Origin of the sequence: Exiguobacterium sp. CH10 (assembly GCF_018617635.1) — a bacterium.
Classification (GTDB): domain Bacteria; phylum Bacillota; class Bacilli; order Exiguobacteriales; family Exiguobacteriaceae; genus Exiguobacterium; species Exiguobacterium aestuarii_A.
This window is the reverse complement of record NZ_JACSKO010000002.1, coordinates 487,007-501,477: the sequence shown is the minus strand read 5'-3', so window position 1 is coordinate 501,477 and position 14,471 is coordinate 487,007. Positions and strand designations below refer to the sequence as shown.

Here is a 14,471-nt window from a genome sequence, read left to right as displayed (position 1 = left end):
CCTACATACTTCTAAGCAATGATTCCACAATCAAGTGCCAGCCATCGACCAATACAAATAACAATAATTTAAACGGCAATGCGATCATGACCGGTGGTAACATCATCATCCCCATCGACATGAGGACACTCGCGACGACCATATCGATAATTAAAAATGGCAAGAAAATCATGAAACCGATTTGGAAGGCTGTCTTCAATTCACTGATCGCATACGCCGGAACGAGAGCGAGAAGCGGTACATCATCAAGTGATTCAGGTTGCTCGTAGTTCCCATACTTCAAAAAGAGTTGTAAATCTTCTTGTCTCGTATACTTCGACATAAATTCCTTCATCGTCCCACTCGCTTCATCAAACGCCTCATCTTGTGAGATTTTGTCATCGAGATAAGGTTTTAACGCGTTCTCATTCAAATCAGAGAGAACGGGGGACATGACAAACAATGTAATGAACAAGGCCAATCCGACAATCAACTGGTTTGGCGGTGTCTGCTGTGTACCGAGCGCTGGCCGAATGAAAGATAGTACGACGACGACACGTGTGAAGCACGTCATCAAAATTAAAAAAGAAGGTGCAAGTGTCAATAACGTCAATAAAATTAAGAGTTTGATGGATGTGGAAGTACTGTCTGGTGTTTCTAAATTAATTAATTGCTCAAACGTTGTCATGACTTCTTCCTCACTTCTTCTAATTGAGCAAGTTGTTTCTTAAATGTATCCAAAAATGCATTCGAATTCGCCGTTCGGAGTGATAAAGGCTCTGACTGTTCTTCATCCATCGTTTCCGCATCGAGACGATCAATCAGTTGAATCGATTCCCCGACACCGAGGACATAGACCTGATCCCCGAGTTTCACGAGTTGGACGGAACGGTCTTTTCCGAGTGGGACGCCTCCTAGATGTTTCATATGCTGAGTCGCTTTCACACCTTGTGTTTTGGAACCGAGCCAACGCATCAAAACGATGAAACCGCCGACCACGACTACGAGACTCAACACGACTTTCACGCCATTCCCAATCGTTGACGCTGTCGTTGGAACGTTACTTTCCAATTCTTCTGTCTGTTTTTGCTCGAATTGTTGGTCTACGGTGGCGGCCTCAACCGTGGTCGGAATATAAAGCCCGACCACGAGAAGAATAATCAACCACCATTTCTTCATTGTGCGACCGTTTTAGAAACCGCTTCGATGACGCGCTCTGCGTTGAACGGCTTGACGATGAAGTCTTTCGCACCTGCTTGAATCGCATCGATGACCATCGCTTGTTGTCCCATCGCTGAACACATGATGACTTTTGCGTTCGAGTCAAAACTACGGATCTCTTTCAATGCTGCGAGTCCATCCATCTCTGGCATCGTGATATCAAGTGTGACGAGATCCGGTGTGAGTTCACGATATTTCACGACCGCGTCAGCTCCGTTTTCTGCCTCACCTACTACGTCATATCCATTCTTAGTCAAAATATCCTTGATCATCATACGCATGAACGCTGCGTCGTCTACTACTAATACTTTTGCACTCATTCTAATTTCCTCCTTAAACGATTCCGATCCGCTCATGCGGTTGAATAATTTCTGTTACACGTACCCCAAAGTTTTCTTCAATGACGACTACTTCTCCTCTAGCAATCCGTTGTTGGTTAACGTAAATATCAACCGGTTCGCCTGCTAGCTTGTCGAGTTCGATGATCGAACCTTGTGATAGCTCGAGTACTTCCCGGACAGACTTTTTCGTTCTGCCTAATTCGACGGTCACGTTCAATGGAACGTCATACAGTAATCCTAAGTTTGCCGGCACGGACTCTTGCGGAGCCGGTGATTGGAGCGGCATGAATTCGGCTTGGCTTACCGCGACCTCTGGCATCGATTTTTGTTTTTCCGGTTGTGCTTGTGGTTGCGCCTGTGGTTGCGCTTGGGGCTGAGGTTTAGGCGCCTCGGCTTTCGGCTGCTCTTTTACAGGCTCTGCAGCTTGTGCCTCCCCGGTTGCTTTCATCAATTCGTCTACCAACTGTTTTCCGAATTGAATTGGTGCAATTTGAACAATTGTCGAGTCAATCAATGTACCGACTTTGAGATTGAACTCAATCAGCACCATCGTCTCCCAAAGTTCGAGGCGGTCGATAATGGTTTGATTTTTCGTCGCATCAAACACCTCGACAAGTGGTGGAGAGATGTCAATCTTCTTCGAGAACACCGTCGATAAAGATGTCGCGGCTGCACCCATCATCTGGTTCATCGCTTCTTGAACAGCCGATAAGCGAATCTCATCAAGGCTTTCAGGATCGACGTTCTCTCCCGTTCCACCTAACATGAGATCAGAGATGATGGCCGCATCTTCGCGAGTCAAGACGAGGACGTTTTCACCCTTTATCCCTTCCGTATAACCGACACGTAACGCCACATGAGGCGTCGGATAACGTTCACGCAACTCTTCGATTCTCACTTCACTGACAACCGGTGTCGTAATTTCTACTTTTTGTTGTAGCAACGTCGACAATGCCGTTGCAGAATTCCCAAACGAAATGTTTCCGATTTCCCCAAGAGCATCGCTTTCCATCGAATCTAGGTGCTCTTCTTTTTCCGCCTTTGGCGTCGGCGTACTGTCGCTTGTCCCACGTAGTAACGCGTCAATTTCATCTTGTGACAGCATTTCACTCATTGCTCTTCCTCCTTCACACGGTGAAGCACCTGAACCGCCATCCGCTTCCCGCTCACACCGACTTGCCCTTTAAATACTTTATTCTCCCCTACCATGATGGATAGAGGTTCTTTTGCCACTTGATCGAGTGCCAAGCAGTCCCCAACTTCAAGGTGCAACAGATCACCAAACGTGATTGTCGTCTCGCCAAGTAATGAGACAACCTCGACAGTCGAATTCATCAACTGTGCTTTGAGTGGTTCTTTGCTCGACTCACTCGCATTGCGACGATTCGCTTCCTGCATCCAGTAATGACTCGACAACTTCGACAAGACCGGTTCGATTGTCACGAACGGAAGACAAACGTTGATTGTTCCGCTCACTTCACCGATTGTCACCCCAATCGAAATGAGGACGACCGTCTCGTTTGGTGAAACGAGTTGGAGAAACTGCGGATTCACTTCCACTGCAGACATTTCCGCCTTGATTTCCGCAATCGATTCCCATGCGTCCCCATACGTTGAAAAGGCACGCTTATACAATTGCGTCAAAATGCGCATCTCGATTTCTGTGAACGATTCAATTTTGTCCATCTCGACACCCGGACCGCCGAGTAGACGATCGAGCATCGCATAAGAAATGTTCGGATTGACCTCGATGATGAAGCGTCCGTTTAACGGTGGCGCTTCAATCAAGTTAATCATCGTCATACTCGGGATAGAATGAATGAATTCATCGTACGGTAATTGTTCGACCGAATTGACGGAAAACTGAACATATGTGCGAAGTTGGGCCGAGAAGAACGTCGTTAACATGCGAGTGAAATGCTCGTGAATTCGAGTCAAACTGCGAATCTGATCTTTTGAAAATCGGACGGCTCGCTTGAAGTCGTATTGCCGAACTTTCTTTTCTTCCTCTTGTGCAAGAAAGGAATCCGCTTCGACATCCCCACTGCTTAGTGCAGATAGTAAGGCATCAATTTCTTGTTGAGACAGTACTTCTCCCATGATGCCACCTCACTGAATAATTTTCTTCGTCATATAGACGCGTTGGACTTCACCTTCTTCAAGCAGTCCATTAAGTTGTTCTCGTAGTGTCTGTTCAAACTTTTGCATATCTTCTTTTGTTGCCAACTGTGTTTTTGTCATTCCAGCCAAATCCCCGAGAATGACGTTGTGTACTTGAAATTTGCGTAACTCTAGATTCTCTCTTGTTTCCAAAGAATCTGTGACAATCGTGAATTGAACGTTGATGAAACGCTCATCTTGAATGTTTGTCGTCATGTCATCGGTCGTGAAGCTTCGTTCCGCCAATTCTTCGGCAGTAACCGGTTTCGTTTTAGCGGTGACGTTATCCCCGAACACGTATTTATATGTCATGAAGCCGGCTCCGCCCATGACAAGTAGGACGACTAGTAAGATGATGACAACCTTCAGGCCGCCACCTTTTTTCTTTTCTTCTTCACTCATCTTCTTCACCTCTTGTGAACATCGTTCCGACTAAACCGATTGAGCGGTAAAAGGCTTCAGTTCGTTCAATGATTTGATCTTTCGTTTCTTTCACGAGATACGTTTTGCCATTAAATAATTGGATAATCGTGTCGGGCTCTGCTTTCACCGTTTCGATGAGCAAAGCGTTGAGCACGAATTCCTCACCCCGAAATGCTGTGACGCGAATCATCAGCGTTTCAAGTTGACGAGTTCTTGAAGAATCTCGTCTGACGTTGTAATGATTCGTGTGTTCGCCTGGAAACCACGTTGTGCCACAATCATTTCCGTAAACTCTTCAGAAAGGTCGACGTTCGACATCTCAAGAGCACCTGAAACGAGGTTACCTCGTCCTAAATCACCAGCTGCCCCGATGAGTGGGTCGCCTGAGTTTTGAGATTGTAAGAAGTTGTTGGCACCGACTTTTGATAGACCAGCGTTGTTGCTAAAGTTTGCCGTCACAATATAGCCTGCTGTCTGAAGTGCACCGGCTGCATCGACATAACTGACTTGACCATCTTTTCCAATCGACAATGAACGTGCATCTGTCGGAATCGAGATTTTACCGTAAGCTGTCGATCCTGCCACGGTGTCAGGAATATTCCCAGTCAAGTTTGGAGCTGGAAGGTTAGCCGCAGGTTTTGCACCCGTTCCTAATAAGTATGTTCCTTCACCAGTCACCAAGTCACCGTTATTGTCCGTGTAAAAGTTACCGGCACGCGTGTACTGCGCTTGTCCGTTGACGATTGTGACGAAGAAGCCTTCACCCGAGATACCGACGTCTAATGCACGTCCCGTATTTTGCATCGCCCCTTGGTTGTAGACGTTATCGACAGTAGCCATCGTGCCCCCAAGACCGACCTCTTTCGGGTTAATCCCTCCTGCCGTTGTCCCGTTCCCGCCTGACGCACTACCGACTTGTTGACTAACCAAGTCTTTGAACGTGACACGTCCCTTTTTGTAACCGAACGTGTTGACGTTCGCAATGTTGTTCCCGACGACGTCTAGCTTAGATTGAAAGTTCTTCAGTCCACTGATTCCTGAGTACATTGCTCTTAACATAATAATTTCCCCCTATGCTTATTTGATGGACGTGATATCGTACACGCTGACCGATGTGCCGTCTTCAAGGTCGGCCATGTATCCAGTTAAATCAGATCGTGAAATCGAGACGACACGACCTGAGTCTTTTGTCGTTTCTTCACTCGATTCCGAACTATAGTCAATCGTTTTACCGATCATGCTACTGAATTCAGAAATCGAGGCCATATGACGGTCAACCAAAACAGAATCAAGTTGCTTCGAAATCGTTTGCATTTGTTCTAGTGAAGAAAATTGCGCCATCTGAGCGATGAACTCACGGTCTTCCATCGGTGACATCGGGTCCTGGTTCGCGATTTGAGCGAGCAGCAACTTCATAAACATGTCTTTGTCATATTGATTCGTCACTTTCGGAAGTGACTGGTCTGGCAATGTATAGTCATTCGTCTTCGATTGGATGCTCGTCATCTTCAGACCCTCCTTTAGGCTGTTCCTGCGGTTGCTCTTGTTCCGGTTGATCGGAACCATCTGGCATCGTCGACTTCGCATCTAGTGCTTGTTGTGTCAAGTTGACCTCGACACGAACGTTTTGGGAATGAGGTGTCAGCGTTTGTTGCAACTGCTGAACTTGTGACTGAATCAGTTGCTTCGCTTCTTGATTGCTTGCAAACAACTTCACGACAAGTTCCCCATTCTGCCGCTCTAGCTTGACGACGAGTTCTCCTAGCTGCTCTGGATAAAGTCGTACCGTAAACACTTTCGAGCCATCCGCTCCACTTTGAAATGGTGCTTTTTGAAGTGCTGCCTCAATTCTTGCCTGTAAGTTTTCAGGTAAGGAGCCTTTCGAGGCATACATGACAGTCTCTACATCAATCTGTGGTCGCGACCAGTTCAAGCCTTTCGGTAACCAATCCACGCTACTTGATTGAGGAAGTGCTTTCGTCGATTTCATGGTTTCAACTTGAGGCATGACGGGAATTTCTTTCGTATTGCCAGTTGGTCCATTAAATTGTGCGATCACCCGCTGAATCGTTTGAACATGCTTTCCAAGTTCTTGATTCGGAACAGGATGTGTCACAAGTGTTTTCGCAGACGGATCTGCTTGTTGAATGATGCCACTAATTGAACCGATTGTTTGAGCAAGGATGAGGGGCCCCTCCTCAACATTGCTAGACGGCATGGACAGGTGCCCGAGTACGCCTACATATGCATCCATAAACGTTCGATATGCATCTTGAGGAAGTGATTTGAGCCATTTCAGTGTTTCAGGTTTTTGAAACCATGTTTCAAGTTCCTGAGCCATTTTTTCGAGGTCGACGAGTTCTTCAGATAACACGCCCTCTTCAAGTTTAGGAATTTCCCCCTGCTCGCCAGAGGCTTGCATTGGCGCAAGCATGGCAGATAAAAGGCTTAAGAAACCGCCTGTTCCCTGCGATTCGCCTTCTGCCACTCCGGTACGAGTCGTCGAACCTTGAATGGCTTGTGATAGTAAAGCAATATTCAATGTAGGTCCTCCCTTCCCATATTCATTGGAGAAGCTGTGTCACAACTGCAGCTTGTTGCGCATTCATCCTCCCTAAAATATCAGCCTGTTGCTTCGGTGATAATTCTTTTAACAGTTCAGCCACTTGGGGACTCTCTAGTTCCCCCATAATGGCCGCAGCTTGTTTGGCAGACATCTCTTCATACACACTGGAAATGTCAGATGAATTTTCCTCTTCCGTTGTGGCCGCTGCAAGTTCGGAGACAAGTCGGTCACGTTCTCGTATTAAATCGGTGATCTCTTCTTGTCTCGCTTTCACTTCATTCGTCAGTTCCACATTTTCATTTCGAAGTTTTTCAATCTCACTGTTTGCTGCTTTCAACCGGTTCGTGGCGTCACTGTCGATGCCCGTCACGTTCACTTTCGCTTCAGACGTCTCAGGCGTTTCTGATGACTTTTCTTCCTCGCTAACTGGTAGGAATGGTACAGATAAAAGTGGACGATCCATCGCATAGTTCATGACGACCATTCCGCCGACTAAAATGAAGATTGCCGGGATGAGGACCAACGCCACAATCATTTGTTTGCCTCGTTTATTGTTCTCTTTTGCCATGCTACTTCCCTTTCCCATGATGAATCACAGCGAGTTCGTCCATCATTAGTTGCTCTGTGAGTTTTGCCGCTGACATCTCTTGTAAACTGACCTTTTCATGTAGCGTCACATATTTCTTTTCTTCCACTACTTTCCCAAGCAGTCTTTCTTGCGACGCATGATAACGATTGCGTGCTTGTTGAACAACGAGCTGTTGCGTTTCGATTTGACGCTTCACTTGCTCACGCGTTTTTTCTCGGTACTGAGACATGAGTAAATCAATATACCCTTGCTGCTCATCTTGATGTTTAATCAATGACTCATACATGAGGAGAAGGTCATACAACGCTTCCATTTCCGTTTCGAGTTTCGCCTTGAAGCCTCTAACTTCTGAAGCAGCATCTTCTTTCTCATGTTCAGCAATTGGCATGATTCGTTCTAAAATAAGTCTGTTCATGATTCACCTCGCGCAATGTCTGACAAATGAGTCATCGTTTGTTGGAATGCTGCGTCTTCATCGATTGATTGTTTCAAAAATGTCAATAAGTATGGATACTTCTCGATTGCGGTGTCAATCGCTGGATTCGACCCTTTTTTATATGCGCCGATGTTAATCAAGTCCTCGGCATCGATATATGTCGCCAGCCAACTCCGAAACGTTTGTGCGGCTTCACGATGTGATGGCGAGACGATTTGGTTCATGACCCGACTGATTGACTTCAATACATGAATCGCAGGAAACTGTCCACGGTTTGCAAGCGCGCGATCCATGACAAAGTGTCCATCTAATATCCCACGCACCGCATCGGCAATCGGTTCGTTCATATCGTCACCATCGACGAGGACCGTATAAAATGCTGTAATCGATCCAGTCGCCGCCGTCCCGCTTCGCTCTAACAATTGCGGGAGCATCGCAAAAACAGACGGTGTATATCCTTTCGATGTCGGTGGTTCTCCCGTCGCGAGCCCGATTTCTCGTTGGGCCATTGCAAAACGTGTCACCGAGTCCATCATGAGCACCACTTCTTTGCCTTGATCACGAAAGTATTCGGCGATTGCGGTTGCGGTATATGCCCCTTTCAATCGGACGAGCGGGGGTTGGTCGCTTGTCGCCACAATGACGACAGATCGGGCCATCCCTTCTGGACCAAGCTCTTTTTCAATGAATTCCTTTACTTCCCGACCACGTTCCCCAATTAAGGCGATGACGTTAATATCTGCCGAGGAGCGTTTGGCAATCATTCCGAGTAACGTGGACTTCCCGACCCCAGAACCGGCAAACAACCCAACACGTTGCCCTTTTCCTACAGTCAGTAGACCATCGATCATACGAACACCAGTCGACAAGGCATCTAAAATCCTTGGACGATTCAACGGGTTTGGCGGTTTACGTTGGACATCATACCGCTTACCTGTCACAAGTCGTTCACCCGACAAAGGACGTCCTAAACCGTCGAGCACTTGTCCAATCAATTCTTCACCGACAGGGACTTGAAGCATCTTCCCGGTTCCTTTTACTAAACAACCGGGTGCAATCTGTGTCGTTTCACCGTATGGCATGAGAAGGACGCGCTCTTCATTAAAGCCCACCACTTCCGCTTCGACCGACTCATTTGAAGGGAGCATGATGAAACATCGCTCCCCGACAAATGCACTCGGTCCATTTGACTCGATCATCAACCCTACGACCCGACAAACTCGACCGATTTTGCGAGTAAACTCGCCATCCGTAGACTGTTTGATCGTATCGATGACCTGCTCAATAAGCGCCATCCGCTAAAACCTCCTCGATTTTGGCTTGGATTCTTTCGAAGCTGTACGAAAGGTCGATTTCATTCCCTCGATGTGGTGATTCAATGCGCACGGACGTTTCATCTAAAGAGCCGTCTCCCCGATATTTCAAAGGAGGTGTCTCTTCATCACGCCACAACGATTCAAATCGCTGAATCGAAGCAAGGCGAGTGGGATGAACGAAGATCGTCAACGCTTCTGCATCAATGAGGTGCGCCATCTGTTCTTGAATCATCTCCGCAAACAACGCCTCATCTTTTCGGACAAGATCTGTCGTCACTTGCGCACTTACTGCAATCGCAAGGTCAATGAGTTGGACTTCTGCCTGCTTCCATTTTTCTTGGAACAGTTGTTCGAGTTCAGTGGAGACCGAGTTCAGACGCGTCGTAACGTCTTCAAACTCGGCATACCCATCTTGTCTTCCTTGGAGTAGGCCCGCTTCATAACCTTCTAATCGAGCCTGTTCATATGCTTCTTGTTTGAATCGTTCGAGTTGTTCGATTTCTGTCTGCTGAAACAGTTGAAACGCTTCTTCATCCTGTCTTAATTTCTCATAACGCGACTCGATGACTTGATGATGATCGATGCCTTCAACCGGGTCCGGAATGGATGACTCCAATCGTTTTGATTCAATTCGATGAGGAATATGCGATGTCGCGCGTTGACGTTTGATCACATTAGACAACGATGTCATCTCCCCCACCTCGACTGATCACGATCTCACCGACGTCTTCTAGACGACGAATGATTCCGACGATTCGACTTTGCGCTTCTTCGACGTCACGCAATCGAACAGGTCCCATAAATTCCATATCTTCTTTGAACGTTTCGACCATCCGTTGAGACATGTTTTTGAAGATAATTTGTTTCACTTCTTCTGACGACACTTTGAGTGCTAGCAACAAGTCGTCGTTCGCCACTTCGCGAATGATTCGTTGAATCGCGCGTGAATCGAGCGTAACGATGTCCTCGAAGACAAACATACGCTTCTTGATTTCTTCTGCGAGTTCAGGATCTTCAATCTCGAGTGCGTCAAGAATGGTACGTTCTGTCGTACGATCGACCCCATTCAATACTTCGACGACCGCCTCGATTCCACCCGACTGGGCATAATCTTGCATATCCGTCTGAGAGAGGTTCTTTTCAAGGATTTGTTCGACTTCATGAATAACATCCGGATTAAGTCGGTCCATCGTCGCAATCCGTTTCGCAACTTCCGATTGAATCTCAGGAGGGAGTTCCGATAAGATTTGCCCTGACTTGACCGGCTCTAAGTGAGCTAAAATTAGAGCAATCGTCTGTGGATGTTCGTTTTGAATAAAGTTCAGTAACTGTTTCGGGTCGGCTTTCCGAGCAAATTCGAACGGTCGAACTTGTAAAGTCGATGTCAAACGATGAATCAATGCCATCGCCTTATCTTCACCGACCGCTTTTTCAAGAACTGTTTTGGCAAAGCCGATTCCACCTTGGGTAATGTAGCTTTGAGCCATCGCAAGTTCGTGGAACTCACCGAGAATGCTCTCTTTTTCTTCTGGAGACACCTTTTTGAGTGCTGAGATTTGAAGCGTCAACTGCTCCATTTCTTCTTCCGAAAGATGTTTATAAACATTCGCTGCCACTTCTGGACCTAATGAGATCATGAGCATTGCTGCTTTTTCTCGATTCGATTGTTTGGCATAGTTCACGTTACTCACTCCTCAGACATCCAAGTACGAAGCAGTTTAGCAAACTCTTCTGGATTACTTTCAGCTAATTTTTCTAACTGTTTCTTCTTCACAGCCCCTTCGCCTCGTTCCTCGAGGTCTAGGTCAGGTACTTCATCTTCATATGGAACTTCCCACTCGTTCGTCTCTTCCACTACTTCTTGTTTACGTCTACGCATTGCGAAGAAGATTAAGGCAAGCAAGACGACTGCTCCGGCTGCTGAAGCGTACATCCACCATGGTGTAGGCTGCTCTGCCGTTGCCACCTCTTCTGCTTCAGCGAACGGTCTCGAAACAACGACTACTTTTTGTTCAAGCTCCGCATCTGTGATAGCTTCGTCCGTTTTCGCTAGTGATGTTCGAATGATGGAATACATCATCGTCTCAAGATCACCTTCAAGTTGTGGGTCAATACTCGTTGCGCCGTCTGGTGGTTCTACAATCAATTGCACCCCAAGGTCGCGGATGGTGTATGGTGCATTTTGAATCTGTTTCGTAATGCGATTTACTTCATAATTAATGATTTCATGATTTTTTTCACTTTCTTCTGTGCTGTCACCTGTAGCAGCAGGGAAGTTGATCGTGTCATTCTCACCGGTCCCAGTCGCTTCTGTCGCCGTCCCCGTACCACCTGTATACGCTTCTGCAATTCGTTCAGCCGAAGTCACGATACCTTCCATGCTCTCTTCATTGACTGGCGTGACAAGGTTTTGTTCTTCGGCAGTCTGAGTCGTATCAATATCTGCTGTGACAGAGACAAGAACGCTCCGTTCACCAAGAAGAACAGACAACATCTGCTGAATTTGTTGACGGACGTCTTTTTCAACTTGACGTTTCAGTGCCAACGGATCAGAGGAAGAGCCCCCAGCCACAACGGTTTGATCAAGGTCATAATACGTAAAGTATTGGTCCATGATCGAGATGTTTTCAGGTTTTAAGTTCGGGACACTTTTACTGATTAAATGATAGAGACCTTTGACCGTGTTCGGTTCTAGATTCGTTCCTGCTCCGATATTTAACACGATCGAGGCTGTGGGCTCACCTTGGTCTTCCGCTAAAAAGACAGACTTCTCAGGAAGCGAGATGATGACTTTCGCTTGATTGATCCCTTCGATTTGGGTAATGAGCCGCTCTAGTTCGGTCTGCATCGCACTTCGTTCAATGACCGCCATTTCTCGGTCTGTCGTTCCGAAACCAGCATTCTCACTGAAGAAACTATAGTCGATTGACCCGGATTTGGGGATCCCGGCCGCAGCAAGGCTCACTTTCAATTGGTCGACCATTTCATTTGGCACGTATACACTGACCCCGTTCGAAGTCGCTTTTATTTCCGACTTCACCCCGTCCGCTGTCAGTTTCTCTGTCACTTCTCCCGCTTCTTGCGCGGATAAGTTCGTGTACAAAGGAGCCATATTTGGTCTTGCAAGGAAGAAAGTGAGCAAGAGGGCCGCGATTAAAATGACCGCAATGGAAATCCCCCATATGAGCTTCCGCTTTGCCGGCATCGATTTCAGCGCATCGGTCATCGATTTGAATCGTTCTTTTAATTGTTCATTCATCGCAACTTGTCATCCTCTACAATTAAACTTGCATTCGCATCATTTCTTGATAGGCCTCAACAGCCTTGTTCCTCACCTCGATGGCAAGTTGCATCGCAATCGACGACTCTTCACTTTGAATCATGACTTGATGAAGGTCCGCTTTCCCGACAGCTAAATCTTGACGGGCTTGACTCGTCGCTTGTTGCGTCTCGTTCAACGCATTCATCGCTTCATTCAAATATGACCCGAATTGAGATGGGTTCGTTTTGTTCATTGATGGCGTGATTTCTGGGTTCATCATTTGAATCGGATTAATTTGCATCCTTCGTCACTCCTTATCCTTTTCCAATCTCCATCGCTTTGACGAGCATCGCTTTTGATGCGTTCATCGCGGCGATGTTTGCTTCGTAAGAGCGGGTCGCACCCATAAGGTCGACCATTTCTTTAAGTAGATCAACGTTCGGCATTTGGACATATCCCCGCTCGTCTGCATCAGGATGACTCGGATTGTAAGCAAGCTTATACGGTGCATCGTCCTCGATGATTTGAGCTACCTGGACCCCACCACTGACTGCATTTAACTGTTTACGGAAAGGTGCTTCCTGTAACACCGTCATCTTTCTCGTGTACGGTTGCCACTCCCCATCGACAAGTTTTCCTCGAGTTGTCTGAGCGTTGGCAATGTTCGCCGATACGGTATCCATCCGCAAACGTTGAGACGTTAACGCAGTAGCTGAAATATGAAAACTATCGAACATTCCCATCGATTAACGACCTCCTCGAATAACAGATTTCAATCCACCTAACCTACGATTTAATTGCTCCATCATCGCCTCATACTGGAGTTGATTACGTGCCAGTTCACTCATCTCATAATCTAAATCGACGTTGTTGCCATCACTTCGCATCGCCCCACCTGCCCGATCGACGACAGTAGACTGCGTCGAATCACTCGGACGCCCACCTTGGAGCTTCAGTCGCATCTCGCTTTGGAGCGTCTGTTCAAACACGGCTTGCTTCGCTTTGAAGTTTGGCGTATCGATATTCGAAAGATTATGACTAATCACTTTTTGATTGAGGACTGCATGATTGACGGCTTGCTTAAGTAATTGATAGTCACTACCAATCCAATTCACGGCGTTCACTCACTTTCATATGCTCATTACTGATATATACCTGATTTGGAAATTCTACTATTTCATTGAAACAAATCTGTAACAGTTCTGAAAGATATTTTTTAAAACATAGGTAAATGGCTTCGCATCTTTTTGTCGAATTAACGACAAATCCTGAAAATGATTACTTTTGCACTAAAAAAAACCGCTTTCTCAATTAAGAAAGCGGTTTTTTAGGAACAAAGTCCCTTTTTATAGTGTTTTCAATGGTAAATGCACATCTAAAGTTGTGTTTCAGTTTGATTTCAGTTTTTGCAGTTCAAACAAGAAATTGTCATTTAGTATCTTGATATACGTTCCCTTCATTCCTAGTGAACGGGATTCAATGACGCCCGCACTTTCTAGTTTCCGAAGCGCGTTCACGATGACAGAACGTGTGATTCCCACACGGTCGGCAATTTTGGAAGCAACTAACAACCCTTCGTTTCCGCCGAGCTCTTCGAAAATGTGTTCGATCGCTTCTAGCTCTGAATACGACAGTGAATTGATTGCCATTTGAACGACAGCTTTTTTACGGGCTGACGTTTCAGCTTCTGCTGCTTTTTCACGAAGAATCTCCATTCCTACGACCGTCGCACTATATTCTGCGAGGACGAGGTCATCTTCTGTGAATTCGTTAGCCAATCGACCTAACACGAGCGTCCCTAGACGCTCACCACCACCGATGATTGGGACAATCGTCGTCTTCGAGTTGAGGAACAAATCATGGTTCTCTACAGGGAACGCCGTATATTCGCTATCAATATCAATGTTCGCTGTCGTTTCTTTCACATTGAACAAGTTTGATGCATATGGCTCTGGGAACTGTCGGTCAACGAGAAATGCCTTCATGCGGTCGTTCTCAATCTGTTGTTTAATCGCAAAGCCAAGTAGGCGACCACGACGGCTCACGATAAACGTATTAGATTCAAGCACTTCACGCATTTTATCCGCCATTTCTTTAAAGTCAACATGTGCACTCGCTTCTTGTTGAAGCATCGTGTTTAATTGGCGAGTTTTGTCTAGTAAATTCATAATGTCTATT

The 14,471-nt window shown here is 46.3% G+C and carries 20 protein-coding genes; all 20 read right to left on the bottom strand.

Annotation, left to right across the window (positions count from 1 at the left end; genetic code table 11):
- Position 1: 1 nt before the first annotated feature.
- The 20 genes from fliP to codY all read right to left on the bottom strand — a co-directional run bounded on the left by fliP (position 2) and on the right by codY (position 14,461).
- Complete coding sequence (gene fliP / locus KNP04_RS09375) at positions 2-667, bottom strand: flagellar type III secretion system pore protein FliP (protein WP_074034688.1); 666 nt, start codon at positions 665-667, stop codon at positions 2-4.
- Positions 664-1,158: a flagellar biosynthetic protein FliO gene (locus KNP04_RS09370; protein ID WP_074034689.1), complete on the bottom strand. Its 495-nt coding sequence runs from the start codon at positions 1,156-1,158 to the stop codon at positions 664-666. Before KNP04_RS09370 ends, fliP begins: the two co-directional genes overlap by 4 nt.
- Positions 1,155-1,520, bottom strand: a complete 366-nt coding sequence (locus tag KNP04_RS09365; RefSeq protein WP_074034690.1) for a response regulator — start codon at positions 1,518-1,520, stop codon at positions 1,155-1,157. Before KNP04_RS09365 ends, KNP04_RS09370 begins: the two co-directional genes overlap by 4 nt.
- Positions 1,521-1,533: 13 nt before the next feature.
- Positions 1,534-2,655: a flagellar motor switch phosphatase FliY gene (gene fliY / locus KNP04_RS09360; protein ID WP_214691825.1), complete on the bottom strand. Its 1,122-nt coding sequence runs from the start codon at positions 2,653-2,655 to the stop codon at positions 1,534-1,536.
- A complete protein-coding gene (fliM, locus tag KNP04_RS09355; protein ID WP_074034699.1) occupies positions 2,652-3,641 on the bottom strand; it encodes a flagellar motor switch protein FliM in 990 nt (329 codons plus the stop codon). Before fliM ends, fliY begins: the two co-directional genes overlap by 4 nt.
- 9 nt (positions 3,642-3,650) lie before the next feature.
- Positions 3,651-4,103: a flagellar basal body-associated FliL family protein gene (locus KNP04_RS09350; protein ID WP_214691824.1), complete on the bottom strand. Its 453-nt coding sequence runs from the start codon at positions 4,101-4,103 to the stop codon at positions 3,651-3,653.
- Positions 4,096-4,314, bottom strand: a complete 219-nt coding sequence (locus KNP04_RS09345) for a flagellar FlbD family protein (protein ID WP_031421671.1) — start codon at positions 4,312-4,314, stop codon at positions 4,096-4,098. The genes KNP04_RS09350 and KNP04_RS09345 overlap by 8 nt, the downstream gene beginning before the upstream one ends.
- Positions 4,314-5,183 carry a flagellar basal body rod protein FlgG gene (flgG, locus tag KNP04_RS09340; RefSeq protein WP_214760342.1) on the bottom strand — a complete coding sequence of 290 codons (870 nt, stop codon included), beginning with the start codon at positions 5,181-5,183 and terminating at the stop codon, positions 4,314-4,316. Before flgG ends, KNP04_RS09345 begins: the two co-directional genes overlap by 1 nt.
- 18 nt (positions 5,184-5,201) lie before the next feature.
- On the bottom strand, positions 5,202-5,630 hold the full coding sequence (locus KNP04_RS09335) for a flagellar hook capping FlgD N-terminal domain-containing protein (RefSeq protein WP_214875473.1): 429 nt from the start codon (positions 5,628-5,630) through the stop codon (positions 5,202-5,204).
- Positions 5,602-6,666, bottom strand: a complete 1,065-nt coding sequence (locus KNP04_RS09330; RefSeq protein ID WP_214875471.1) for a flagellar hook-length control protein FliK — start codon at positions 6,664-6,666, stop codon at positions 5,602-5,604. Before KNP04_RS09330 ends, KNP04_RS09335 begins: the two co-directional genes overlap by 29 nt.
- Before the next feature lie 22 nt (positions 6,667-6,688).
- Positions 6,689-7,258 carry a MotE family protein gene (locus KNP04_RS09325; protein ID WP_214875469.1) on the bottom strand — a complete coding sequence of 190 codons (570 nt, stop codon included), beginning with the start codon at positions 7,256-7,258 and terminating at the stop codon, positions 6,689-6,691.
- Position 7,259: 1 nt separating this feature from the next.
- The gene (locus KNP04_RS09320) at positions 7,260-7,694 is read right to left on the bottom strand and encodes a flagellar FliJ family protein (RefSeq protein WP_214875467.1); all 435 of its coding nucleotides are present in this window, start codon (positions 7,692-7,694) and stop codon (positions 7,260-7,262) included.
- Positions 7,691-9,010, bottom strand: coding sequence for a flagellar protein export ATPase FliI (gene fliI, locus KNP04_RS09315; RefSeq protein WP_214875465.1), 1,320 nt, complete (start codon positions 9,008-9,010; stop codon positions 7,691-7,693). Before fliI ends, KNP04_RS09320 begins: the two co-directional genes overlap by 4 nt.
- The gene (locus tag KNP04_RS09310) at positions 8,997-9,704 is read right to left on the bottom strand and encodes a FliH/SctL family protein (RefSeq protein ID WP_353047920.1); all 708 of its coding nucleotides are present in this window, start codon (positions 9,702-9,704) and stop codon (positions 8,997-8,999) included. The genes fliI and KNP04_RS09310 overlap by 14 nt, the downstream gene beginning before the upstream one ends.
- Before the next feature lies 1 nt (position 9,705).
- The gene (gene fliG, locus KNP04_RS09305) at positions 9,706-10,713 is read right to left on the bottom strand and encodes a flagellar motor switch protein FliG (RefSeq protein WP_031421657.1); all 1,008 of its coding nucleotides are present in this window, start codon (positions 10,711-10,713) and stop codon (positions 9,706-9,708) included.
- 5 nt (positions 10,714-10,718) lie between these two features.
- Positions 10,719-12,290 carry a flagellar basal-body MS-ring/collar protein FliF gene (gene fliF, locus KNP04_RS09300; protein WP_214691816.1) on the bottom strand — a complete coding sequence of 524 codons (1,572 nt, stop codon included), beginning with the start codon at positions 12,288-12,290 and terminating at the stop codon, positions 10,719-10,721.
- A 22-nt stretch (positions 12,291-12,312) separates the two neighbouring features.
- Positions 12,313-12,594: a flagellar hook-basal body complex protein FliE gene (fliE, locus tag KNP04_RS09295; RefSeq protein ID WP_214875461.1), complete on the bottom strand. Its 282-nt coding sequence runs from the start codon at positions 12,592-12,594 to the stop codon at positions 12,313-12,315.
- A gap of 13 nt (positions 12,595-12,607) precedes the next feature.
- Positions 12,608-13,036, bottom strand: a complete 429-nt coding sequence (gene flgC, locus KNP04_RS09290; RefSeq protein WP_214691814.1) for a flagellar basal body rod protein FlgC — start codon at positions 13,034-13,036, stop codon at positions 12,608-12,610.
- 3 nt (positions 13,037-13,039) lie between these two features.
- Positions 13,040-13,408, bottom strand: a complete 369-nt coding sequence (gene flgB, locus KNP04_RS09285; RefSeq protein ID WP_214875453.1) for a flagellar basal body rod protein FlgB — start codon at positions 13,406-13,408, stop codon at positions 13,040-13,042.
- 273 nt (positions 13,409-13,681) lie between these two features.
- Entirely contained in the window at positions 13,682-14,461 is a 780-nt protein-coding gene (codY, locus tag KNP04_RS09280) for a GTP-sensing pleiotropic transcriptional regulator CodY (RefSeq protein WP_214691812.1), read from the bottom strand.
- Positions 14,462-14,471 lie beyond the last annotated feature (10 nt).